We start from the raw sequence: 24,831 nt of genomic DNA, 5'->3' as shown, positions 1-24,831 counted from the left end.
GCTATGGAATTCACGACTCAACACTTTATCGCGCTTGCGCCATTGTTGATCACCAGCGCCACGATCATCGTGGTGATGCTGGCTATCGCCTGGCGTCGCAACCACTCACAGACCTTCCTGCTGTCGGTGGCAGGTCTGAACCTGGCCTTGCTGTCGATCCTGCCAGCCCTGAAAGTCGCGCCGCTGGCCGTGACGCCATTGCTGCAGATCGACACCTTCGCTTGCTTGTACATGGCGCTGATCCTGGTCGCCACCCTTGCCTGTGTGACACTCGCCCACGCCTACCTCGGCGATGGCGGTTCGGGTTACCCGGGCAACCGTGAAGAACTTTACCTGCTGATCCTGATGTCCGCCGCCGGTGGCCTGGTACTGGTCAGCGCGCAGCACCTGGCCGGCTTGTTCGTCGGTCTGGAACTGCTCTCGGTACCGGTCTACGGTCTGGTGGCTTACGCTTTCTTCAACAAGCGCTCGCTGGAAGCCGGCATCAAGTACATGGTGCTGTCGGCCGCCGGTTCCGCTTTCCTGTTGTTCGGCATGGCGCTGCTCTACGCCGACGCTGGCAGCCTGAGCTTCAACGGCATCGGTCAGGCCCTGGCGGCCACCGGTCTGCCAAGTTCTCTGGCTCAACTAGGCCTGGGCATGATGCTGATCGGCTTGGCGTTCAAGTTGTCGCTGGTACCGTTCCACCTCTGGACCCCGGACGTTTACGAAGGTGCTCCGGCACCGGTGGCAGCGTTCCTGGCCACCGCGTCGAAAGTCGCTGTATTCGCGGTGATGGTGCGTCTGTTCCAGATCTCGCCAGCGGCGAGCAGTGGCGTACTGAGCGACGTACTGACCATCATCGCCATCGCGTCGATCCTGTTCGGTAACCTGCTGGCACTGACCCAAAGCAACCTCAAGCGTCTGCTGGGTTACTCGTCCATCGCCCACTTCGGCTACCTGCTGATCGCCCTGGTGGCGAGCAAAGGCCTGGCCGTGGAAGCCATCGGCGTGTACCTGGTCACCTACGTGATCACCAGCCTCGGCGCGTTCGGCGTGATCACCCTGATGTCCTCGCCGTACAACGGCCGTGACGCGGATGCCCTGTACGAATACCGCGGCCTGTTCTGGCGCCGTCCGTACCTGACCGCCGTCCTGACCGTGATGATGCTGTCCCTGGCCGGTATCCCGCTGACCGCGGGCTTCATCGGCAAGTTCTACATCATCGCTACCGGTGTCGAATCGCAGCAATGGTGGTTGGTCGGCTCCCTGGTACTGGGCAGCGCCATCGGCGTTTTCTACTACCTGCGTGTGATGGTCACCCTGTACCTGATGGAACCGAACCTGCGTCGCCACGATGCCCAGCTGCACTGGGAACAACGTGCAGGCGGCGTGATGCTGCTGGCGATTGCCGTACTGGCATTCTTCCTCGGTCTGTATCCACAGCCGTTGTTGAACCTGGTTCAGCAGTCGGGGTTGGCGGGTTGATCGCGTAAGCGATACTCGGAAACAAACAAAAACGGCACCTTCGGGTGCCGTTTTTGCGTTTTGGATAAGATCAAAAGATCGCAACCTTCGGCAGTTCCTACAGGGTATTGCGTACGCTTCTGATCCTTATTGCTCGCCCCCATCCTCCCCGATATCCAGAATCGCCTCGCGGGTGAATCAGCCGCGTCCTACATCCCGATCCTGCCTTCGACTTTAACGTAATGACTTGACCGAATTGGGCAGGAACAGAAGCCTTGACCTATTCGATTCTTGTGATAGAAATATACGCAGGTAACGTACAGAACATGGACGCTCTTTTTATCGAATTACCCGTATTTCAAAAGCATCGAAGTGACTATCTGGATGATGATCTGTTTCACCGGTTCCAGCAGGAGCTGCTGCAAAACCCGGAAGCGGGAGATGTCGTCGAAGACACTGGAGGCCTGCGCAAAATTCGAGTGGTGGATGAGCGGCGAAACAAGGGCAAGCGCGGTGGGCTGAGGGTGATTTATTACTGGTGGTCCGGTTTCGACCAATTCTGGCTCTTTACCCTGTATGGCAAAAACGAACAGGACGATCTGACGCCACAACAGAAAAAACTGCTTAAAGAAATACTTTATCGAGAAATCAAAGCGAGAACGAACGATGAAACGTGACATTTTTTCCGAGCTGGTAGAGGGGTTTGAAGCCTTGGCCGATGAGCGCCAAGGTAAAGTCACACTACGCACCCACAAAGTAAAACTGGCCAAGCTGGCTCCGATTACGGCAGAGGAAGTGGTTGGCATCCGCCAGCAATTGAATCTCTCCCGGCCGGTGTTTGCGATGTACTTGCGCACCAATACCCGGACGCTGGAGAACTGGGAGCAAGGACGGGCGAAACCTAATGCTCAGGCGACAACGCTGATCCGGCTGGTTGAGCGCTTTCCGGAGACGGTTCAACAACTGGCGGCGCTGACCTGAAGTGCCCGCGGTGTTTTCAATGACGTCTTCGCGCGCCTGCTCGCGAAGGCAGTGGCACAGATACAAATAAAAACGGCACCTTACGGTGCCGTTCGCGTTTCATATTACAGACGATTACTTACGCGCCGCCTCCCACGATTTCAACAGTTCGGCATAGCTCACGGTTTCGCCTTTAGGCTTCTCGTTCGCCAGTTTCGCTTTCGGTGCACCCGGCTGATCGAACCAGTACTGCGCATCCTTCTCAGGATTCATTTTCGGCCCACAGGTCGGTTGTACCTTGGAGCGCTCCAGACGGGTCATGATCGCATCCTGATCCTTGGCCAGGCCATCCAATGCCTGCTGCGGGGTTTTCTCGCCACTGGCGGCTTCCGCGATGTGGCTCCACCACAGTTGCGCCAAGCGAGGATAGTCCGGCACGTTGGTCCCGGTCGGAGTCCATTGCACGCGGGCCGGGCTGCGATAGAACTCCACCAGACCACCGAGTTTCGGTGCCAGGTCGGTCATGGCTTGCGAGTTGATATCCGACTCGCGGATCGGGGTCAGGCCGACGATGGTTTTCTTCAGCGATACGGTTTTCGAGGTCACGAACTGCGCGTACAGCCAGGCCGCGAGTTTTTGCTTTTCAGGAGTGGACTTGAGGAAGGTCCAGGAACCGGCGTCCTGATAACCGAGTTTCATGCCCTCCTCCCAGTACGGACCTTTCGGCGAAGGTGCCATGCGCCATTTCGGCGTGCCGTCGGCGTTCATCACCGGCAGGCCCGGTTTGGTCATGTCGGCGGTAAACGCGGTGTACCAGAAGATTTGCTGGGCAATGTTGCCCTGAGACGGCACCGGGCCGGACTCGGAGAAGGTCATACCCGCCGCTTCCGGTGGTGCGTACTTTTTCATCCAGTCAACGTACTTGGTGGTCGCATACACCGCCGCCGGGCCGTTGGTGTCGCCGCCGCGGGTCACGCTGGAGCCGACCGGATGACAATCCTCGACGCGGATGCCCCACTCGTCCACCGGCAAGCCATTGGGAATGCCTTTATCGCCAGCGCCGGCCATGGAGAACCAGGCATCGGTGAAACGCCAACCCAGCGATGGATCTTTCTTGCCGTAGTCCATGTGGCCATAGACGCGTTTGCCGTCGATTTCCTTGACGTCTTCGCTGAAGAATTTGGCGATGTCTTCATAGGCTGACCAGTTCACCGGCACGCCTAGTTCATAACCATACTTTTCTTTGAATTTTGCTTTCAAATCCGCCCGCTCGAACCAGTCGGCACGGAACCAGTAGAGGTTGGCGAACTGCTGGTCGGGCAATTGGTAAACCTTGCCGTCCGGCGCGGTGGTGAACGAGATGCCAATGAAGTCTTTGATGTCCAGCGTCGGCGAGGTGTAAGCCTTGCCTTCGTTGGCCATCAGGTCGGTGATCGATTCGGTCTTGCCGTAGCGAAAATGCGTGCCGATCAGGTCCGAGTCGTTGACCCAACCGTCATAGATGTTCTTGTCCGATTGCATCTGGGTCTGCAGCTTTTCCACCACGTCGCCTTCCTGCAGCAAGTCGTGGGTCAGCTTGATCCCGGTGATCTCGGTGAAGGCCTTGGCCAGCACCTTGGATTCATATTCGTGGGTGGCAATGGTTTCCGAAACCACCTTGATGCTCATCCCGCGAAACGGCTCGGATGCCTTAATGAACCACTTCAGTTCTTCCAGCTGCTGTTCAGCAGTCAAGGTGGACGGTTTGAACTCGCTGCCAATCCATTTCTTTGCAGCATCTTCGTAGGCATCGGCCCAGGCAGATGCGCTCAAACCGCTGAGTGCCAGCAGGGCTGCCAATGAAATGCTATGTCGCAGCTTATTGTTTTTATCGAACATAAGACCTCCTGTTTAAGTGGCGGAGCACGATTGCCGAGCGATTCGACTAGCCCCAACGCATCACAGCCAACAGCCACACCAGGGACAACGCGAACGCCACCCAGATGCTCCAGTCGGTGACGCCGATTACCAGCAAATGCAGGTAGGCGCTGCCGAGAAGACCGATAAACAGCCGATCGCCACGGGTGGTGGCAATCGGCAAAAAGCCACGCCGAGGGATACTCGGCGAACGCAACTCCCAGGTCGTCATGCCTGCCAGAGTCAAGGCAATGACGCTGAAGAACGCCGCCGTGGGGCCAGTCCAACTCATCCATTCCATCATCAGTTCCTCATACCCGGCCCAGGGCAAAGCCCTTGGCCACGTGGTTGCGAACAAACCAGATCACCAGCATGCCCGGCAGAATGGTCAACACCCCCGCAGCCGCCAGCACACCCCAGTCGATGCCGGACGCCGAGACCGTGCGGGTCATTACCGCCGCGATGGGTTTGGCGTTCACCGAGGTCAGGGTTCGCGCCAGTAATAGCTCGACCCAGGAAAACATGAAGCAGAAAAACGCTGTGACACCGATCCCGGAGCCGATCAGCGGGACGAAGATCTTCACGAAGAACTTGGGGAAACTGTAGCCGTCGATGTAGGCGGTTTCGTCGATTTCCTTAGGAACGCCGGACATGAAGCCTTCAAGAATCCACACCGCCAACGGCACGTTGAACAGACAGTGAGCCAGCGCCACCGCGATATGGGTGTCGAACAGCCCGATCGAGGAATACAGCTGAAAAAACGGCAGCAGGAACACTGCCGGTGGCGCCATGCGGTTGGTCAACAGCCAGAAGAACAAGTGCTTGTCTCCGAGAAAACGATAGCGCGAAAACGCATACGCCGCCGGCAGCGCCACGCTCAGGGAAATCACGGTGTTCAGGCTCACGTAGTACAGCGAGTTGAGATAACCGGTGTACCAGCTCGGGTCAGTGAAGATCACCTTGTAGTTGGCGAAGGTGAAATCCTGGGGAAACAGCGTCAGGCCACCGAGGATTTCGGTGTTGCTCTTGAAGGACATGTTCAGCAGCCAGTAGATCGGCACCAGCAGGAACAGGATGTAGATCAGCAACGGGATTAGCTTTCTCTTGCTCATGGCAGGCCTCACCGATTGGCGTCAGAGTGAGTCATGGCGGTATAGAACAGCCACGACACCAACAGGATGATCAGGAAGTACACCAGCGAGAAAGCCGCCGCCGGGCCGAGGTCGAATTGCCCGATGGCCATTTGGGTCAGCGTCTGACTCAAGAACGTCGTGGCATTACCCGGACCGCCACCCGTCAGCACGAACGGCTCGGTATAGATCATGAAACTGTCCATGAACCGCAGCATCACCGCGATCAGTAGCACGCTCTTGAGCTTGGGCAACTGGATGTGTCGGAAAACCGCCCAGGCCGATGCCCGATCAATCCGCGCTGCCTGGTAGTACACGTCCGGAATCGCCCGCAAACCGGAGAAACACAACAGCGCCACCAGCGACGTCCAGTGCCAGACGTCCATCACCAACACCGTGACCCAGGCGTCCATGGTGTTGGCCGCATAGTTGTAGCTGATGCCCATGGCATTGAGGCTCGAACCGAGCAAACCGATATCGGCCCGGCCGAAAATCTGCCAGATGGTGCCGACCACGTTCCATGGAATCAGCAATGGAATCGCCAGAATGATCAGCACCACCGACGACCATCGCCCCTTGGTCGGCATGGTCAGGGCGATGGCGATGCCCAAGGGAATTTCAATCAGCAACACGCAGCCGGAGTAAATGAACTGGCGCAGCAGTGAGTCGTGCAGTCGCGGATCGAGCAGCACCTGCCTGTACCAATCGGCACCGACGAAGTAGCGGCTGGACTGGTCGAAAATGTCCTGCACCGAGTAATTGACCACGGTCATCATCGGGATCACCGCACTGAACGCCACCAGCAGAAACACCGGCAACACCAGCCACCAGGCCTTGTTGTTCTGCACCTTGTTCATGGCAGCACCTCCAGCAGGTAATCATCGGCATAGACCATCAGCCATTGCGCCGGAAAGCTGATGTACGCCGTGCCTTCGGGCACCGGTTTGTCTTCGGCCAGGCGTACTTTGAGCGGCGCACCGTCGAGATTCAGGGTCATGATCTTGTAGGTGCCCAGGTCTTCGACGTGTACGACCTGTGCCTGCATCGCGTCATCAAAGGGCTCGTCCCACACATGAACGAACTCCGGACGGATACCGACTTTCAGGGTTTTCCATTCGGACTCGGCGATTCGTTTCTGCATCGCGTCGGACAACGGCAAATGAGTCCCGGCAAAACCGACACCGCCGGCTTGCGGCTGAACCTCGATCAGATTCATCCCCGGGCTGCCGATGAAATAACCGACAAAGGTATGGCTCGGCCGCTCGAACAATTCCCGTGGCGTACCGAATTGCACAATCTGTCCGCCGTACATCACCGCAATCTTGTCGGCGAAAGTCGAAGCTTCGAGCTGATCGTGGGTGACGTAGACCATGGTGATGTTGAACTGCTCGTGGATCTGCTTGAGCTTGCGCCGCAGCTTCCACTTCAGGTGCGGGTCGATCACCGTCAGCGGTTCATCGAAGAGGATCGCCGACACGTCATCGCGCACCAGCCCACGGCCCATGGAGACTTTCTGTTTTTCATCGGCGGTTAGATTGCGTGCCTTCTTGTGCAGCAACGCCTGAAGGTCGAGGACTTCGGCGATTTCATGCACCTTGCTGTAAATCTTCGCTTCATCCATGCCCTGATTGCGTAATGGGAAAGCCAGGTTATCGAACACTGTCATGGTGTCGTAGACCACCGGAAACTGGAAAACCTGGGCGATGTTGCGCTTCTCGGGGGTCAGATCATTGACCGCTTTGCCGTCGAACAGCACATGTCCTTGGGATGGGCTGAGCAACCCGGAAATGATGTTGAGCAAGGTCGACTTGCCGCACCCCGAAGGCCCGAGCAGCGCATAAGCACCGCCCTGCTCCCAGACATGATCCATCTCGCGGATCGCGTAATCCTCAGGGCCGGTCGGCGTTGGGGTATAGCTGTGGGCAAGGTTCTGCAAACGGATTTCGGCCATCAGGCAACCCTCGCAATGCGGCGACCGGGCGCCTGAACCAGCCGCCCCTGCATATCGAACACAAACAGTTTATGGGTCGGGATATAGATGCGAATCGGCGCATCGACGTCGTATTCGTGGACACCCGGCAAGTGCAGCACCAGCAGGAAATACTCGTTGCGCACGTGCAGGAAGGTTTCCGAGCCGCTGATCTCGGCCACCTCGACGGTTACCGCCAGTTCGAGGTCGTCGTCGTTGCTCGGCACCAGCGAGATATGGCTGGGGCGCACGCCGAAACGAAACTCGCCCTCGCCCACCGGCCGCAGATCGACGTTCAACGGGAAGTGCACAAAATTGGCGAAACTGACTTCGTTGCCGGCAATTCGCCCCGGCATCAGGTTGATCGGCGGCTCGGAGAACAACTCCGCCGCCAGCACGGTTTGCGGCTGGTGATACACCTCGGAGGACTTGCCGCTCTGAATCACCCGACCTTCATGAAGAATCGTGGTGGTGCCGCCCAGCGCCAGGGCTTCGTTGGGTTCCGTGGTGGCGTAAATCGCGATGGTGTGCCGGGCCTTGAACAGCTCGCGCATTTCCTGGCGCAGCTCTTCGCGCAGCTTGTAGTCGAGGTTCACCAGCGGCTCGTCAAACAGAATCAGCTCGGCATCCTTGACCAGCGCCCGAGCCATGGCCGTGCGCTGTTGCTGGCCGCCGGAGAGTTCCAGGGGATAGCGCTGGAGGAATTTCTCGATGCGTAGCATCTTCGCGGTTTCCAGCACTTTGCTCTGGATCAGCTCATTGGAAACGCCTGACTGACGCAGCGGCGAGGCGATGTTCTCGAACACCGTCATGGTCGGGTAATTGATGAACTGCTGATAAACCATCGATACGTTGCGCAAACGCACCGGGCGCTGGGTGACGTCGACACCGTTCATCAGAATGCGGCCGCTGTCAGGTTTGTCCAGACCTGCCATCAGGCGCATGAGACTGGTTTTGCCGGACAGCGTGCGACCGAGCAAAACGTTGAACGATCCGGGTTCGAAGTTAAGGCACGCATCGTCGATCCAGGTCTGACCCTCGACGGTACGGCTGACGTGCTCCAGGATTAATGTCATGGCTCGGCCTTTTTATTATTGGAGTCAAGCGACCTGAGCACTACAGCGACATTCGTGCCAGAAATTCCAAGGGGTTGATCTGGCTTGAAATTCCTTCAAATGAGATAAAAACCGCGTTCGTTGCTGAACAGAAATGAACAACCGTGACTGAACAATTGAACAGTTCAAAGATTGACAATGAACAAATGTGAACAACACTCTACAGACGTTTTTAGCCACACATTGCTCCCGTAGGAGCCAGGCTTGCCGGCGAAGGCGTCGTCGAAATCGCCTTCGCCGGCAAGCCTGGCTCCTACGGGTAGGTGGCGTTTGAACGTGATGCAAAAACCAATAAAAACAATAAAAGCTTGCTCAGAGATCGACCGCCATGGCCGCACCTGCCCCACCGCTCTCCCACGACGCCATCATCCAGGACTCCTGGTCCCGCTGCCGCGCGTTCGGGCTCGATCATCAGAGCGCGCCGGCGTTCGATCAGCTACCCGCCGATGGCATCGCCCAGTTGCTGGAAAGCCAGCATTCACTGGTGCAGACCACCCATCAGGAAGTCCTGCCGTATTACGAGAACATCCTCAGCAACTCCAATTGCCTGATCATGCTCGCCGACAATCAAGGCCAGGTGCTGACGTCTTGGGGCACCCAGCGTTTCATCGAACCGAGCCTGACTCGCGGTTTCAGTGCCGGCGCCAGCTGGATAGAACGTTGCAGCGGCACCAACGCAATCGGCACCGCGTTGGCCTGCGAGCAAGCGGTGCATATCGAGCACGATGAACATTTTCTCAAGGCCAACCGTTTCATGACCGGTTCCGCCGCACCGATTTTCGATGCCGAGCGCAAGGTGATCGCGGTGTTGGACGTGTCCAGCGACAGTTATCTGCCGCCGTCCCATACACTGGGCATGGTCAAAATGATGAGCCAGACGGTGGAGAACCGGCTGATTCTCAACCTGTTCCATGGCCAGCATTTCCAACTGACGTTTAACACCGGGCTGAACAACCTCGACAGCCAATGGGCCGGATTGCTGATTTTCGACGAGACCGGTCAGGTGCTGTCCGCCAATCGCCGGGCCGACAATCTGCTGGGGATCAGCCTGTCGCGAGTCAGCGTCGAGAGCCTGTTCAAAGTCTCATTGCTGGAACTGCTGAACCAGCCGGACGGCCTGCCGTTTGCCCTGCAGGCCTCGGGGCGCAACCGTTTTCAATGCCTGTTGAAGCGACCGAAACAAGTGCCGATTCAAGCCCGAGTGTTTGCCGACCCCACCGTGATGACGCCCGCCGCGATCAGCCTCAACACCCTGCATTTTGGCGACAGCCGCGTGGAAAAAGCCGTGCGCCAGGCCGAGCGCTTGCTGGAAAAGGACATTCCGCTGTTGATCCACGGGGAAACCGGGGTCGGCAAGGAAGTCTTCGTCAAAGCCCTGCACCAGGCCAGTTCACGCAGCAAACAGCCGTTCATTGCCGTCAACTGTGCAGCGATCCCCGCCGAACTGGTGGAGTCAGAGCTATTTGGCTATGAGAAAGGCGCATTCACCGGTGCCAATCAGAAAGGCAGCATCGGGCTGATCCGCAAGGCCGATAAAGGCACGCTGTTCCTCGATGAAATCGGCGACATGCCGCTGCCGACCCAAGCTCGGCTGCTGCGGGTGTTGCAGGAGCGTTGCGTGCAACCGGTAGGTAGCAGCGAGTTATTCCCGGTGGACATTCGGATCATTTCAGCGACTAACCGCTCGTTGCGAGAACAAGTTCAACTCGGCCGGTTTCGAGAGGATTTGTATTACCGCATTGGTGGTTTGACACTGGAACTGCCGCCGCTACGGGAACGCAGCGACAAGCAGGCGCTGTTCAAGCGTTTGTGGGAACAGCATCGTGAACCGTCGCAGTGGGCCGGGTTGAGCCCCGAGGTGATGGAACTGTTCAGTCGTCATCCGTGGCCGGGGAACTTGCGTCAGGTCAGCAGTGTAATGCAGGTGGCGCTGGCGATGGCCGAGGAACAACCCGTGCGGCCGGAGCATTTGCCGGATGATTTTTTTGTCGATCTGGAGATGGAACCGGTGGATTCACCGCAGACGTTGGCGGTTGATTTGAATGATGCCGAGCAATTGAATCGGCAGTTGCAGGCGGCTGGGGGGAATATTTCGCATTTAGCCCGGCGGTTGGGGGTTAGCCGGAATACCCTCTACAAGCGATTGCGCCAGGCCGAGTGACGAGTGAGCCGCACTGGCGGCGTTCGACTTGAGAACATTCGCGGGCAAGCCTCGCTCCTACAGGGACCGCGCCATTCGCCAATATCGTGAGCGACGCGATCCCTGTAGGAGCGAGGCTTGCCCGCGAAGACGTCAGCCCAGACACCGCCTCACTACGCTCAACCCACAAACAAAAACCCGCACAAGGCGGGTTTCTGTTTTTGTGAAAGGCGTAGCCAATCAAGCAATCAGTCAGCCAGACGCCAGGTCGTCCCGCCCTTGCCGTCTTCCAGCACCACGCCCATGGCGGTGAGCTGGTCGCGGATGCGGTCGGATTCGGCCCAGTCTTTACCGGCACGAGCTGCCAGACGTGCAGCAATCAGCGCCTCGACTTCGGCTGCGTCCACGCGCCCTTCGGCACCGGCCTGCAGGAAGTCATCGGCCTCGAGTTGCAACACACCCAGCACGCTGGCCAATTCTTTCAAACGAGCCGCCAAACCCGCCGCCGCATCGAGATCGCTCTCGCGCAGGCGGTTGATCTCGCGGACCATCTCAAACAGCACCGCGCAGGCTTCCGGCGTGCCGAAATCGTCGTTCATCACCTGAGTGAAACGCTCGACGAAGGCTTCGCCACCAGCCGGCGCCACATTCGGCAGGCCTTTCAACGCATGGTAGAAACGCTCGAGTGCGCCCTTGGCGTCCTTGAGGTTGTCTTCCGAATAGTTGATTGCGCTGCGGTAGTGGCTCGATACCAGCAGGTAACGCACGACTTCCGGGTGGTACTTTTCCAGCACATCGCGAATGGTGAAGAAGTTGTTCAAGGACTTGGACATCTTCTCGCCATTGATGCGAATCATGCCGCAATGCATCCACGCGTTGGCGTAGGTCTTGCCGGTGGCTGCTTCGCTCTGGGCGATTTCGTTTTCATGGTGCGGAAACTCGAGGTCGCTGCCGCCGCCATGAATGTCGAAGGTCTCACCGAGGCAGCAGGTCGACATCACCGAGCACTCGATGTGCCAGCCCGGACGTCCGTCGCCCCACGGCGAAGGCCAGCTCGGCTCGCCCGGCTTGGCGCCTTTCCACAGTACGAAGTCCAGCGGGTCCTGTTTCGACTCGTCGACTTCGATCCGTGCGCCAATGCGCAGGTCTTCGATCTTCTTGCGCGACAGCTTGCCGTAGCCCATGAACTTGGCGACGCGGTAGTACACGTCGCCATTGCCCGGTGCGTAGGCATAGCCCTTGTCGATCAGGGTCTGGATCATGCTCTGCATGCCAGCGATGTGATCGGTAGCTCGCGGTTCCATGTCCGGCTTGAGGATGTTGAGGCGCGCCTCGTCCTCGTGCATCGCGGTGATCATGCGCTCGGTCAGCGCGTCGAACGGCTCGCCGTTCTCCTTCGCCCGATTGATGATCTTGTCTTCAATGTCGGTGATGTTGCGCACATAAGTCAGGTTATAACCGCTGAACCGCAACCAGCGGGTCACCAGGTCGAACGCGACCATGCTGCGGCCATGGCCAATGTGGCAGTAGTCGTACACGGTCATCCCGCAGACGTACATGCGCACATTGTTGCCATCCAGAGGCTTGAAGACTTCTTTGCTCTTGGTGAGCGTGTTGTAGATCGTAAGCACTTTAGTTTCCTTGAATCACTGGCCCCACGAATCACGCAAGGTCACGGTACGGTTGAACACCGGATGACCGGGCTTCGAGTCCTTGATATCCGCGACGAAGTAACCTTCGCGCTCGAACTGGAAACGGTCTTCCGGCTGTGCATTGCCAAGCGAAGGCTCGGCACGACAACCGGTGAGGACTTGCAGCGAGTCAGGGTTGATGTTGTCCAGGAAACTGGCGCTGTCTTCGGCCTTTTCAGGGTTGGCCGAACGGAACAGGCGATCGTACAGACGCACTTCGCATTCGACGCTGGCCGCGGCCGGCACCCAGTGCACCACGCCTTTGACCTTGCGGCCTTCCGGGTTCTTGCCCAGGGTTTCCGGATCGTAGGAGCAACGCAGTTCGACGATGTTGCCATCGGCGTCCTTGATCGCTTCGTCGGCACGGATCACGTAGCTGCCGCGCAGACGCACTTCGCCGTTCGGTTCCAGGCGCTTGTAGCCTTTTGGCGGCTCTTCCATGAAGTCTTCACGGTCGATGTAGAGCTCACGGGCGAACGGCAGAACGCGCACGCCCATGTCTTCTTTCGGGTGGCACGCCAATTCGAGGTTTTCGACCTGGCCTTCCGGGTAGTTGGTGATCACGACTTTGAGCGGACGCAACACGCACATGGCGCGTGGGGCGCTATGGTCGAGGTCGTCACGGATGCTGAATTCGAGCATGCCGAAATCGACTACGCCGTCGGAACGGTTGGTGCCGATCATTTCGCAGAAGTTGCGGATCGATTTCGGCGTGTAGCCACGGCGGCGGAAGCCCGACAGCGTGGACATGCGCGGATCGTCCCAGCCGTTGACGTGCTTTTCATCGACCAGTTGCTTGAGCTTGCGCTTGCTGGTGATGGTGTAGTTCAGGTTCAGGCGGCTGAACTCGTACTGACGCGGGTGCGCCGGCACTGGCAGGTTGTCGAGGAACCAGTCGTACAGCGGACGGTGGCTTTCGAACTCCAGGGTGCAGATCGAATGGGTGATGCCTTCGATGGCATCCGACTGACCGTGGGTGAAATCGTAGTTCGGGTAGATGCACCACTTGTCACCGGTCTGGTGGTGATGCGCGTGACGGATGCGATACATGATCGGGTCGCGCAGGTTCATGTTCGGCGAGGCCATGTCGATCTTGGCCCGCAGCACGCGTGCGCCGTCCGGGAATTCGCCGGCGCGCATGCGGGCGAACCAGTCGAGGTTTTCTTCCACGGAGCGGTCACGGAATGGGCTGTTTTTGCCCGGTTCGGTCAGCGTGCCGCGATATTCCTTGGCCTGTTCAGGGCTCAGGTCGTCGACATAAGCCTTGCCGGCCTTGATCAGCTCTACCGCCCAGTCGTGCAACTGGTCGAAATACTGCGAGGCATAGCGCACTTCACCGGACCACTCAAAGCCCAGCCATTTGACGTCGCTTTCGATCGCGTCGATGTATTCCTGGTCTTCCTTGGCCGGGTTGGTGTCGTCGAAACGCAGGTGCGTGACGCCGCCGAATTCCTGGGCCAGACCGAAGTTCACACAGATCGACTTGGCGTGACCGATGTGCAGGTAGCCGTTGGGCTCAGGCGGGAAACGAGTGACGATCTGCGTGTGCTTACCCGAGTCCAGGTCCGCCTGGATGATCGGGCGCAGGAAATTGACCGGCACGGCAGGGCCGGTCTTGGAATTCGAGGTAGGGTCGACAGTGGGCTTGCTCATAGGATCCTTGAACGTACAAGTGCGCGGCCAGTTGGCCAAATCAAAGCGGCTGTTATAAATCAAAGGGGCTTATCATAGCCGATGCTGTCAAGTGGCTGACAGAGCAGGCCGGCAATCGGTTGCATTTAATCGGCCGGCAATGAAAAACAGCCTCGAAATTCGCGCCCGGCACGCTAAACTGCGTGCCTTGGCCGCCACTGGCCGGACTGGTTGAGGGCCAGCGCGCCCCGAAACCCACGAATTCATAGAACGAGTACAGATCATGACCCAAGTCAAACTGACTACCAACTTCGGCGACATCGTCCTGGAACTGAACGCTGAGAAAGCCCCGATCACCGTGGCCAACTTCATCGAGTACGTCAAAGCCGGTCACTACGAAAACACCGTTTTCCACCGCGTTATCGGCAACTTCATGATCCAGGGCGGCGGTTTTGAGCCAGGCATGAAAGAAAAGAAAGACAAGCGCCCAAGCATCCAGAACGAAGCCGACAACGGCCTGCCGAACGTGAAGTACAGCGTAGCCATGGCCCGCACCATGGAGCCACATTCGGCTTCCGCCCAGTTCTTCATCAACGTGGCTGACAACAGCTTCCTGAACCACAGCGGCAAAACCACTCAGGGTTGGGGCTATGCTGTATTCGCCAAAGTAGTCGAAGGCACCGACGTGGTCGACAAGATCAAAGGCGTGGCCACCACTTCCAAAGCCGGCCACCAGGACGTACCCGCAGAAGACGTGATCATCGAGAAAGCCGAGATCATTGAGTGATACTGCTGATTTCAGACTTGCATCTGGAAGAGGAGCGCCCGGACATTACCCGGGCGTTTCTGGATTTGCTCGCTAGACGTGCCCGCTCAGCGAGTGCGTTGTACATTTTGGGCGACTTTTTCGAGGCGTGGATTGGCGACGATGCCATGACGCCGTTCCAGCGTTCCATCTGCCAGGCCCTGCGCGAACTTAGCGACAGCGGCACGGCCATTTTTCTGATGCACGGCAATCGCGACTTCATGCTTGGTCAGGCCTTCTGCAAACAGGCGGGCTGTACATTGCTGAAGGACCCGAGTGTCGTGCAGTTTTACGGCGAGCCGGTGCTGTTGATGCACGGCGACAGCCTCTGCACCCGTGACGAAGCGTATATGAAGCTGCGTCGTTATCTGCGCAACCCGATCGCCCTGTTCATCCTGCGACATCTGCCCTTGCGTACTCGCCATAAACTGGCGCGCAAGCTGCGCAATGAAAGCCGCACGCAAACGCGTATGAAGGCCAATGACATTGTCGATGTCACGCTGGAAGAAGTGCCGCGGATCATGCAGCAATATGGCGTGAAAACCTTGATCCACGGGCACACCCATCGCCCCGCCATACACAAATTGCAGATTGGCGAGCAGTCGGCCAAACGCATTGTATTAGGGGATTGGGATCGTCAGGGCTGGGCGTTGCAGGTGGATGAGCAAGGGTTTGCGTTGGCGCCGTTTGATTTCACCCCGCCGCCACAACTGGCAGCACCTTCTGCCTAATCGACCCGATCGTTCCCACGCTCTGCGTGGGAATGCCTCAACGGACGCTCTGCGTTCGGCTTTGAATGGGACGCGGAGCGTCCCGGGCTGCATTCCCACGCGGAGCGTGGGAACGATCTTCCGGGCTCCGGGCCCGCCTTCGCCGCAAACGGCGGTTTCGCCAGCCACACCAGCAGAATCAACCCCATGAATGCCCACCCGAGCAACGTGAAGTAATCCACGGTGGAGAGCATGTACGCCTGACTGGTCAGCACATGATCCAGCTGCGCGTAGGCCGGGTTACCCGCCCCGCCCAGCGTGTTCAAGGCCGGCACCCGTAGGAGCTGGCTTGCCAGCGAATGGAGCGACTCGGTATTAAAGGGGAGACGGGACCTAGAAATCCCGCTTATAGAAGATGTCCAGCGAACTGGCCACGCCGCTGGCGGCTTCGAGGTAGACCTTTTTGCTCAGCTTGTAGCGCAAGGCAATGGTATTGGCCGGCTCGAACACCCCGACGCCATAACGCAGGCTGAGCTTCTCGGTGATGTTGCCACTGGCCACCACCGCGGTGCTGGCGCCGCTGCCTTGGGTATCGAGCTGGAAATCCTGAATACCCAAATTCTTGGCCAAGCCGCTGGTCACTCCGGAACTGCCCATCAAACCCAACCCGAGGGCGGCTTGGGCGAGCATGTTGTTGTCTTCACCGGTGGTACTCAGCGGACGCCCCAGCACCAGATAGGACAACGCCTGCTCCTGACTCATCGCCGGTTCGGAAAAGATCTGCGTGGTCGGCTGCTCGGCGCTGCCGCTCAACCGAATGCCGGCGATCACATCGTCGGTCTGACGAATCGCTTCGATGTCCAGATACGGCTGATCGATCGGCCCCGCAAACAACAAGCGCGCCCGGCGCACCGTCAGTCGCTGGCCATAGGCGCGATAACGCCCGTCGTTGAGCCACAGCTCGCCACGGGTGTCCATGTTGTCGCCAATGTGCACATGACCTTGCAGGTTGGCGGTCAGGCCAAACCCGGTAAAGCTCAGCTTGTCCTCCCCCACCACCACATCGATGTCCATCGCCATGGCCATCGGCGGTTTGCCCTCTTCGGTCTGCTGACCGACGATCACCGTGTCATCGGAGACCTTGACCGTCGACGGCGGTAGCTCGCGCACGGTGATTTCGCCCTTGGGCACCAGCACCTTGCCGACGATCGCCAGTCTGTCGTCTTTCATGGAGATTTTCAGGTCCGGCGCGACTTCCAGCGCAGCATAGGGCTCAACGGTGACCGGCAACTGCGAGCCCTTGAGCGCCAGATCCACCACCAGCGCCTGGCCCCAGGCAATGTTGCCATTAAGGCTGCCCTGCCCGGTCTTGCCGCTTTTCCAGCCGCCGTTCAGTTGCACGGTTTCGCCGGCAATCACGGCTTGAAGTTGCAAGGCTTCGAGCGCCATCGGCAGTTCAGGCCCGGAGATTTCACCGTCGCGCAGCGCAAGGTTGCCGTTGACCAGCGGCGCCAGCAGTCCGCCGGACAATGTTCCGCTGCCGCTCAAATGCCCGGTGAGTTTCTCGACCATCGGCACAAACGGCCGCGCCACCGACAAGTCCAGACCACTGAGGCGGAATGAACCGGTCAGCGGTTTATTCTTTGGCAGCGGGTTGATCTGCGCCTGAACCATCAGTTCACCGAGCTTGCCGCCGACAAAGTTGAGGTCGGTGTCGATGCGCTTTGGTGTGAGTTTGCTGGTGAGCTTCAGGGTCTGGTACGGGAAGTCCAGCCATTGCTCCTTCTCGCGCATACGCAAAGTGCCGCCGCTGGCATCGATGCTGATCTGGCCATTCGGGCCGCTGGCCGGCAAGTCCAGTTGCAGGTCGGCGTTAAGCTTGCCCTTCCAGGCGAAATCCTTTGGCAACCATTGCGCCAGGCTGTCGATAGGAAATTGCTTGAGGTGGTAACGCAGCTTCGGCTCGGGCATCAAGCGCTGATCTTCGCCGCACAGGCTGGCCGGGCCGGACATCCAGCAATGGGCACCAAAGTTGATTTTGCCGTCCGCCAGGCGCTCGAGCTTCGCCGGATTTTGCAGTTTCCAGTCCTGACCGCCAGCCTGGATATTGCCACTGGCCAGACGCCCACGCCAATTGCCCTTGTCCAGCGTGCCGTCGAGACCGAGCGCCAGTTTCAACTTCGGCCCTTGCAGATCGAGGGCAAGTTTCTGGTTTTTGATGTCGCCCTGACCGCTGGCGGTCAAGGTGCCCAGCGACGAATCACCGGTCTGAATGCCGCTGCCCTTGAGGTCGATCTTCGCCCGCTGAGCGCTGTCGAGGGTGGCGTCCAGATTGAGGCTTTGCAGGCGATGGTCTTCGAAGGCCAGTTGCGTGCCTTGCAGGCCGAGTTTGCCTTGTGGCGCTTTGAGCGTGCCGGCGACATCGACCCGGCCATTGAGCTGACCGCGCAGTTGCGGCCAGAGCTGGGCCAGGCGCGGCAGTTTGATGTCAATCTGGCCGGCGAGTTTCTGTTGCAGGCTGCCCTGGCCGTTGATGCTGTTGTCGCCGAGGCGAATCTGCAGTGCACTGAGGTTCCATTGCTCGCCGCCGCCATCGGCTTTGGCTTGCAACACCGCCGGTTGCCCGCGCAGTTTGCCTTTCAGGTCCAGGTCGGCGGTCAGGCTGAGCTTTTCATTCTTCATCTCGCCTTTACTGCGCAAGGGGCCGGCCAAGGTGCCAGGCAACTCCGCGAGCCAGTACGCCGGGTTGATTGCCGAGAGGTCCAGCGCCGTATCCCAGGCGATACCGTCGGCAAACTGCAGGCTCAGGTGCCCTTCGGCCTTGCCCTGCCCGGCTTCAAGTTTGAATTGCGGCAGGTGGATTTTTGTCAGGTCGCCGCTGAACGGGCTGTTCAGACTGAATGCACCGGCCGGGCCATCCAGTGAGGCCTTGAAGTTACCGATGTAGTTGCCGTCGGTGTATGAGATTTCGCCGTTGAAACTGCGCAGTGCCACTTGCGGCTCGTCGATCAACGGATAGAGACGGTGCCACGGGAAATCCAGCCAGTCTATTTTTGCATCAGCGCTCAGGCCTTTGCTCCAGTCCACTTGCCCGGTGAGCTTGAGGCTTTGTTTGTCGTTGGCCGTCAGATCGAGACCGATGATCTGCGCGCCCTTGGCGTCGACCTTGCCTTGTAACAACAGCGCGACCGGGCCTTGCTCTGCGGGTAACGTGGCTTTGCCGAGCAACTGGTAACCGTTTTTCAGGTCTCCGTCGCCGGTGAGTTCCAGTTGATTGAGTTGCAGAGTGTCCGGCAACTCGGCGCTGGGTTTGAAACTGTCGGCAGTGATGCGCATTTTGGCCGGCAGGTTTTCCACCAGCGGTTGCAACTCGCCAGTGAGTTGGCCGTTCAGATAACCGCTGCTGTCGGCTTTCAGGTTCAGGGTTTTCAGCAGATCACCGTCCACCTTCAAGGCCAGTGCCCAGGGTTCGGGGGCCGGCGACGGCAAGGTCAGTTTGCCTTCAGCGGTGAGCGGCCAGTTGCCGCTTGGTTGCAACAGACCGGACAGGTTCAGGCTCAGTTCATCACGCTGCAAGTGCACTGAGTCAATCTGCAAACCTTTCTCGGTCCAGTGCGCCGCCAGTTGCAGCCCCTTGAGTTCTTCGCTGCCATTGAACAACAGGCTGCCAACCTTGACGTCGCCCAATTCGATAGCCAGCGGCAGTTTCAAATCCGGCAGACTGATCGGGCCGCTGCTTTCCTCTTCCACGCCCGGCGGGAATTGCAGGCTGACCTGCTCGGCCTGCAGTTGCTCGATGCACAGCGTCATGCGTGTCAAACACAACGGCGACCAGGCGAAAATCGCTTTGCTCAGCTCAACCCGACTGCTGTCCTGCTGCCACACCAGATGATCGGCGCTCCACTGCCCACCCAAGCGCCCCTGGAAATTCTCCACGGTCAAACCCGGCACAAACCCGAGCGCCCAACGACTGCCCGTCGAAGTGCCCAGCACGGTGACCAGTGTCAGCACGATCAGCACCAGCAGCGCCGGAATTGCCAGCAGCGTTATTTTCAAACCGCGCTTCACAGTTCAGGCCCCATGGAAAAGTGCAGTCGAATGCCGCCGTCGTCGTCCATCGCGTGGGCCAGGTCGAGGCGAATCGGCCCCACCGGCGAGACCCAGCGTACGCCGATACCGACCCCTGTCTTGAGGTTCGGCAATTCGAGTGTGTTGAAGGAGTTGCCTTGGTCGACGAAGGTTGCGACCCGCCATTTTTCGGCGATTGAGTATTGATACTCGACGCTGCCGGCCACCATGTAGCGGCCACCGATGCGGTCGCCATCGGAGTTTTCCGGGGACAGGCTCTGGTAGTCGTAACCGCGCACGCTCTGATCGCCACCGGCGAAGAAGCGCAAGGACGGCGGCACCGATTTGTAGCCGTTGGTGGCGCTGCCGCCGACCTGCACCCGACCGAGCAAGCGGTGTTTGTCGAAAACTGTGGTCAGGCCTTTGACCAGCGCCGTGCCGTAGATCAGGTTGGTGTCCGACCCCAATCCTTCCTTGGCGACTTTGGTGTCGAATTGCAGGCGATAACCGTTGTGCGGGTCGATGCGATTGTCGCTTTTCAGGTACGAATAACTGACGCCGGGCATCAGCAAAGTGCTGAGCCCTGAGTCGTCGCCGAGTGTGTATTCCTCGTGCTGCCACTTGAGCGACACCACCCGCTGCCAGCCACTGGGCAATTTGCTGTGCCACTCGGGGCCGAGGGTCAGCAGTTTGCTGAGGGTATCGGTACCAGCGATTTCTTCATATTGATAACCACCGGCAAAGCGCAGTTTGTCGGTCAATGGTGGGTCCAGCGGAACGTCGTAAAACAGCCCGACGTTCTGCCGTGGCGCCGAAATCTCGGCCTCCCAGCCGTAACTGTGCCCTTGAGGATTTACCCAGTGGCGGGTCCAGTTGGCTTTGACCCGTGGACCGACGTCGGTGGAAAAACCCAGTCCCAGCCCCATGGTCCGTGGCTTGCGGGTTTCGAGTTTGACCGCCACCGGGATCACGTCGTCCTTGGACGCAGTCGGCGCCGCGTCCACGCGCACGCCCTCGAAATAACCGCTCGACTGCAGCGCCTGATTGAGTTCGGCAATCAGTTCGGAGTCATAGGGCGCACCGGCCTTGAACGGTACCATGCGTTGCAGCAGGTCTTCGTCGAACGGCGTGTCGCCTTCAAAACTGACTTTACCCAGCGCATAGCGCGGGCCGCTGTCGTAGATCAATTCGATGTCGGCGACGCCGGCACGCGGGTCCACCAACAGTTTCTGGCGGGTGAAGCGCCCACTGAAAAAACCGTAGCGCGAGGCCTGGTTCTGGATCAGCCGCTTGGCGTCTTCGTAACGACCATGGTTAAGCACCGCGCCGGGTTTCAGCAGGTCGCTTTTCGGTACACGAAAGGATTTGAACGAGGCCGCCGGGCCGTCGATGCGCACCGTAACATTGCGCAAATGGATCGGCTCGCCCGGATCGATGTTCAGCACCAGACGCGGCGTCTTGCCGCCCTTCACGTCGCTGTCGATTTGCGGCTGGTAATAACCCAAGGCCTGGGCGGCCTTGCGCGCCTGTTCTTCGGCGCCACGACTGAAGCGCAGCAAGGCTTCTTCATCGCGATCGCCGAGACTACCGATATAGCCCTCTATATTGGCCTTCAGTTCATCGTTGGACGGTTTGATCCGCACATCCAATTCACTTTGCGCCAGCGCCGCGTAGCTGGAGATCAGCATCAGCACGCCACTGGTAAATCTTCCTGGAAACTTCATAGGCGCGGATGCTATCACGAGCTTGGGAGCGTGATAGAGCCTGGCGTGCCGCGAAAGTTTCACCTTCACGCCGTTGCTGTTTGTAACACCTGCGGGTTGGCGTGGAAAAACACGTGCTCACGAATCGGTCCTACGGCAACTTCGCCGATTTCCTCATAGCCCTGACGCTTATAGAACTCCAGATAACGAGGATTCCCAGTGTCGAGAATCACACCTTGGGAGTGCTCATCGACCGCGCACCAGTTGTGCACCGCTTGCAGCAATTGTTCGCCAAAGTGTTTGCCTTGAAATTGTGGGTGAATCCCCAGCAACGGCAGGACATGCACCGAGTCGGACGGTACACACGCCATCACGGCGGCGTGGTAATCAAGGTAGCGTCGGGTACAGCGAAACCCGGTGCTGAGCACCATCCGCAGGCGCCAGGCCCAGCTTTCGGTGATCCCCAGGCGACGTTGCGGCGGCGCGATCAGGGCGATGCCGATCAAGCGGTCGTTGACCAGCAAGCCAATGGCCGGCAAATCCTGAAAAAAGTGTTGTTTGACCAGTTCGCGCACCGTCGCCCGTACCCGTTGTTCATACCCGGGGCGTTCGGCTTCGAACAGGTAGCCGAACGTCGGCTCGTGCCGGTAAGCCTGGTACAGCAAGGAGCGTGCTTCGCGGGAATAGCCACTGTCGAGCATGTGGATATCGGCAATGGTGGTGGAGGTTTCGGGCATGACGGTAGATCTCCCCTGGGCGCGGCTCAGAAGGCCGCGTTCTTATTGGTACGAGCCTTTGGGTAGCTTCACAGTTCCCCACACAGGTATAGACCAAGCCAGGATCTTCATCGACTGAGCAGACGCCTTCGCGGGCAAACCTCAATGCCAGTCAGTTAAGCGAATTCCTGTAGGAGCGAGCTTGCTCGCGAAAGCGGTAGGTCAGGCGAAATCAATGTTGGCTGTACTGCCGTCTTCGCGAGCAAGCTCGCTCCTACAGGGTTTCGCGGTTTAACTGACAGGCATTGGGGCGAGCCTCGCTCCTACAAGAGCGAGACTTGCCCGCGAAGAGGCCCGATCTGCCAACACATCTCTGACAGAACACAACGAATCCCCTCACCCCAAGGCTGGCCCCATTCCTACATGTCAGCTAGCATCGCACTTTTGCCAGGACTGCCGACCATGAAGATCGTCTCCTTCAACATCAACGGGCTGCGCGCTCGCCCGCATCAGCTGGCAGCGCTGATTGAGAAACATCAACCGGACGTGATCGGCCTGCAGGAAACCAAGGTCCACGACGACCAGTTCCCCCTGGCCGAGGTTCAGGCGCTGGGTTATCACGTGTATTTTCACGGGCAAAAGAGTCACTACGGCGTGGCCCTGCTCTCGCGCAAGGAACCGATCGCGTTGTACAAGGGTTTCACCACTGACGAAGAAGACGCTCAGCGGCGCTTCATATGGGGCACGTTCGCCGACGCCAATGGCGTGCCGGTGACCATCATGAACGGCTATTTCCCACAGGGCGAAAGTCGCGATCACCCGACCAAATTCCCGGCCAAGGAACGTTTCTACAGCGATCTGCAGCAGTTGCTGGAAAACCAGTTCAGCAACGACCAGCCGATTGTGGTGATGGGCGATGTGAACATTTCCCCGGAAGACTGCGACATCGGCATCGGCCCGGACAACATGAAACGCTGGCTGAAAACCGGCAAATGCAGCTTCTTGCCCGAAGAACGCGAATGGATGGCCCGCCTGAAGAATTGGGGCCTGGTGGACAGCTTCCGTCACCTGAACCCGGACGTTGCCGACCGTTTCAGCTGGTTTGACTACCGCAGCCGCGGTTTCGAGGATGAACCCAAGCGCGGGCTGCGGATTGACTTGATCATGGCGTCCCACGGGTTGTTGCCACGGGTGAAGGACGCGGGTGTCGATTACGATCTGCGCGGGATGGAAAAACCTTCCGATCATGCGCCGATCTGGCTTGAGTTGAGCTAAAAGCAAAAGATCGCAACCTTCGGCAGCTCCTACAGGATGTACGCCGACCCAGTGTAGGAGCTGCCGAAGGCTGCGATCTTTTGATCTGTCATCGTTCAGAAACCTTACTGACTTATTCTCCCGGCACTTTCCCAGGCTTATAAGGTGCCGGCATGACGCTGCGCGTGTTGTTTCTGTCGATGCTCGCCGCCCTGCTGCCGTTAACGGTATCGGCCGGCGACTTGCCGACGCCCGAACGTGGTCCGGTGCTGCGCATCCAGGGCTCCAACACCATTGGCGCGGCATTAGGCCCGGCGCTGGTCGAGGGGTTGATGCGTGAACAGGGTCTGCTCAAGGTTCATCGCGAAGCTCCGGACAAAGCCAACGAACAACGCATCGTCGGCGAAACCGTTCAGGGACGCCGAGTCGAAGTGGAAGTCGCGGCCCACGGTTCCAGCACCGGATTCAAAGCCCTGAAAATCGCATCTGCCGATCTCGCGGCCTCCTCACGGCCGATCAAGGACAGCGAACGGCTGGATCTTGAGCCGCTGGGCGACCTGAAAAGCCCGATTGCCGAGCAAGTCATCGCCATCGATGGGCTGGCAATCATCCTTCATCCGCATAATCCGCTGCAGCAACTCAACACCGTACAACTGGCGCGGATCTTCAGCGGCGAAGCGAAAACCTGGGAAGAACTCGGTGGCACCGGTGGGGCGATTCATCTCTATGCGCGGGATGATCAATCGGGCACCTATGACACGTTCAAGGAATTGGTCCTCAGCCCGCGTGGGAAAACGCTGAGCGGCAACGCGAAACGCTTCGAATCCAGCGAGCAATTGTCCGACGCAGTCAGTCTGGACCTGCAAGGCATCGGCTTCATCGGTTTGCCTTATGTACGCCAGGCCAAAGCTGTGGCCATTGTCGATGGTGACTCCCAGGCCATGCTGCCGCTCAATAGCCTGATCGCGACGGAAGATTACCCGCTGTCCCGTCGGCTGTTCTTTTACCTGCCACCGAATGGGAAAAATCCCTGGGCCAAGGCTTTGGTGAAGTTTGCCCAAAGCAGCAAAGGCCAGGCGATCGTCGCAGCCAATGGCTTTATCGCGCAGACCGTTCAGGCCATGGCCGTCACGCCGAATGCGTTGATGCCTGAGGGTTATCAGGCGCTCAGTCGTCATGCCCAGCGGCTCACGGTGAATTTCCGCTTCGAAGAAGGCAGCGCGACGCTGGACAACAAGGCCCGACAGGACTTGTCGCGGGTGCTCGACTATATAAAGCAGCACGACAAAACCAATCGGCAGGTGACGCTGGTAGGGTTTGGCGACGCCAAGAGCGACCCGGTGCGGGCCGACTTGCTGTCGAAACTGCGGGCCATGGCGGTGCGACGAGAATTGGTGAAAAGCGGCGTGGTGTTTCGCGAGATTCGCGGTTTCGGCGCCGAAATGCCGGTGGCGACCAACAGCGGGGATGAGGGGCGGATCAAGAATCGGCGGGTTGAGGTTTGGGTTTACTGAAGTGGCTGTGTTGAATGGGCCGACGCCTTCGCGGGCAAGCCTCGCTCCTACAGGGGATGGTAAATTTCTGTAGGAGCGAGGC

General features: G+C 58.8%; 19 protein-coding genes and 1 pseudogene. 8 read left to right on the top strand and 12 right to left on the bottom strand.

The features are described 5' to 3' along the window. Nucleotides 1-3: 3 nt before the first annotated feature. The 3 genes from nuoN (at nt 4) to CKW20_RS12420 (ending at nt 2,427) form a co-directional block, all read left to right on the top strand. Nucleotides 4-1,467 carry an NADH-quinone oxidoreductase subunit NuoN gene (gene nuoN / locus CKW20_RS12430; protein WP_095053162.1) on the top strand — a complete coding sequence of 488 codons (1,464 nt, stop codon included), beginning with the start codon at nt 4-6 and terminating at the stop codon, nt 1,465-1,467. Between the two features lie 305 nt (nt 1,468-1,772). After that, nucleotides 1,773-2,123 carry a toxin gene (locus CKW20_RS12425; RefSeq protein ID WP_095053161.1) on the top strand — a complete coding sequence of 117 codons (351 nt, stop codon included), beginning with the start codon at nt 1,773-1,775 and terminating at the stop codon, nt 2,121-2,123. Further along, nucleotides 2,113-2,427, top strand: a complete 315-nt coding sequence (locus CKW20_RS12420) for a DNA-binding transcriptional regulator (RefSeq protein WP_030130910.1) — start codon at nt 2,113-2,115, stop codon at nt 2,425-2,427. The genes CKW20_RS12425 and CKW20_RS12420 overlap by 11 nt, the downstream gene beginning before the upstream one ends. A 114-nt stretch (nt 2,428-2,541) precedes the next feature. Here the strand turns inward: CKW20_RS12420 and CKW20_RS12415 are convergent, their stop codons facing one another. From CKW20_RS12415 to CKW20_RS12390, 6 genes are read right to left on the bottom strand one after another with little or no spacing between them, the layout of a single operon-like run. After that, the gene (locus CKW20_RS12415) at nt 2,542-4,284 is read right to left on the bottom strand and encodes an ABC transporter substrate-binding protein (protein ID WP_095053160.1); all 1,743 of its coding nucleotides are present in this window, start codon (nt 4,282-4,284) and stop codon (nt 2,542-2,544) included. A 46-nt stretch (nt 4,285-4,330) separates the two neighbouring features. Further along, complete coding sequence (locus CKW20_RS12410; protein ID WP_038983664.1) at nt 4,331-4,603, bottom strand: DUF2160 domain-containing protein; 273 nt, start codon at nt 4,601-4,603, stop codon at nt 4,331-4,333. Between the two features lie 10 nt (nt 4,604-4,613). Further along, on the bottom strand, nt 4,614-5,414 hold the full coding sequence (locus CKW20_RS12405; RefSeq protein WP_007896138.1) for a carbohydrate ABC transporter permease: 801 nt from the start codon (nt 5,412-5,414) through the stop codon (nt 4,614-4,616). 8 nt (nt 5,415-5,422) lie between these two features. Beyond that, nucleotides 5,423-6,289: a carbohydrate ABC transporter permease gene (locus CKW20_RS12400; RefSeq protein WP_095053159.1), complete on the bottom strand. Its 867-nt coding sequence runs from the start codon at nt 6,287-6,289 to the stop codon at nt 5,423-5,425. After that, complete coding sequence (locus CKW20_RS12395) at nt 6,286-7,383, bottom strand: ABC transporter ATP-binding protein (protein ID WP_095053158.1); 1,098 nt, start codon at nt 7,381-7,383, stop codon at nt 6,286-6,288. The genes CKW20_RS12400 and CKW20_RS12395 overlap by 4 nt, the downstream gene beginning before the upstream one ends. Further along, complete coding sequence (locus CKW20_RS12390; protein ID WP_095053157.1) at nt 7,383-8,477, bottom strand: ABC transporter ATP-binding protein; 1,095 nt, start codon at nt 8,475-8,477, stop codon at nt 7,383-7,385. Before CKW20_RS12390 ends, CKW20_RS12395 begins: the two co-directional genes overlap by 1 nt. 367 nt (nt 8,478-8,844) lie before the next feature. On the opposite strand from CKW20_RS12390, the gene CKW20_RS12385 reads away from it, so the two are divergent. Next, nucleotides 8,845-10,677: a sigma-54-dependent Fis family transcriptional regulator gene (locus CKW20_RS12385; protein ID WP_095053156.1), complete on the top strand. Its 1,833-nt coding sequence runs from the start codon at nt 8,845-8,847 to the stop codon at nt 10,675-10,677. 227 nt (nt 10,678-10,904) lie between these two features. Here CKW20_RS12385 and cysS read toward each other — a convergent pair whose 3' ends face one another. Beyond that, a complete protein-coding gene (cysS, locus tag CKW20_RS12380; RefSeq protein ID WP_095053155.1) occupies nt 10,905-12,287 on the bottom strand; it encodes a cysteine--tRNA ligase in 1,383 nt (460 codons plus the stop codon). Between the two features lie 15 nt (nt 12,288-12,302). Further along, on the bottom strand, nt 12,303-14,000 hold the full coding sequence (locus CKW20_RS12375; protein WP_095053154.1) for a glutamine--tRNA ligase/YqeY domain fusion protein: 1,698 nt from the start codon (nt 13,998-14,000) through the stop codon (nt 12,303-12,305). 262 nt (nt 14,001-14,262) lie between these two features. Here CKW20_RS12375 and CKW20_RS12370 point away from each other — a divergent pair, with 262 nt between their 5' ends. Together CKW20_RS12370 and lpxH are read left to right on the top strand one after the other, a co-directional pair. Beyond that, entirely contained in the window at nt 14,263-14,766 is a 504-nt protein-coding gene (locus CKW20_RS12370) for a peptidylprolyl isomerase (protein ID WP_095053153.1), read from the top strand. Next, a complete protein-coding gene (gene lpxH / locus CKW20_RS12365) occupies nt 14,763-15,515 on the top strand; it encodes a UDP-2,3-diacylglucosamine diphosphatase (protein WP_095053152.1) in 753 nt (250 codons plus the stop codon). Before CKW20_RS12370 ends, lpxH begins: the two co-directional genes overlap by 4 nt. A 128-nt stretch (nt 15,516-15,643) precedes the next feature. Here lpxH and CKW20_RS12360 read toward each other — a convergent pair. The 4 genes and pseudogenes from CKW20_RS12360 to CKW20_RS12345 all read right to left on the bottom strand — a co-directional run. Continuing rightward, a pseudogene (locus tag CKW20_RS12360) lies at nt 15,644-15,823 on the bottom strand (MFS transporter); the annotation flags it as partial. A gap of 64 nt (nt 15,824-15,887) precedes the next feature. Continuing rightward, complete coding sequence (locus CKW20_RS12355) at nt 15,888-19,562, bottom strand: translocation/assembly module TamB domain-containing protein (protein WP_095053151.1); 3,675 nt, start codon at nt 19,560-19,562, stop codon at nt 15,888-15,890. Further along, complete coding sequence (locus tag CKW20_RS12350) at nt 19,559-21,286, bottom strand: autotransporter assembly complex family protein (protein WP_095053150.1); 1,728 nt, start codon at nt 21,284-21,286, stop codon at nt 19,559-19,561. Before CKW20_RS12350 ends, CKW20_RS12355 begins: the two co-directional genes overlap by 4 nt. Nucleotides 21,287-21,351: 65 nt before the next feature. Continuing rightward, nucleotides 21,352-22,002, bottom strand: coding sequence for an N-acetyltransferase (locus CKW20_RS12345; RefSeq protein ID WP_095053149.1), 651 nt, complete (start codon nt 22,000-22,002; stop codon nt 21,352-21,354). A 441-nt stretch (nt 22,003-22,443) separates the two neighbouring features. On the opposite strand from CKW20_RS12345, the gene xthA reads away from it, so the two are divergent. Both xthA and CKW20_RS12335 read left to right on the top strand, forming a co-directional pair. Further along, entirely contained in the window at nt 22,444-23,256 is an 813-nt protein-coding gene (gene xthA / locus CKW20_RS12340; protein WP_095053148.1) for an exodeoxyribonuclease III, read from the top strand. Nucleotides 23,257-23,408: 152 nt separating this feature from the next. Beyond that, entirely contained in the window at nt 23,409-24,749 is a 1,341-nt protein-coding gene (locus CKW20_RS12335; protein ID WP_095053147.1) for a substrate-binding domain-containing protein, read from the top strand. Nucleotides 24,750-24,831: the final 82 nt, after the last annotated feature.

This window comes from Pseudomonas sp. Irchel s3b2, from assembly GCF_900187445.1.
In the GTDB taxonomy this organism is placed as follows: Bacteria; Pseudomonadota; Gammaproteobacteria; order Pseudomonadales; family Pseudomonadaceae; genus Aquipseudomonas.
This window is presented reverse-complemented; position numbering and strand designations above follow the sequence as displayed.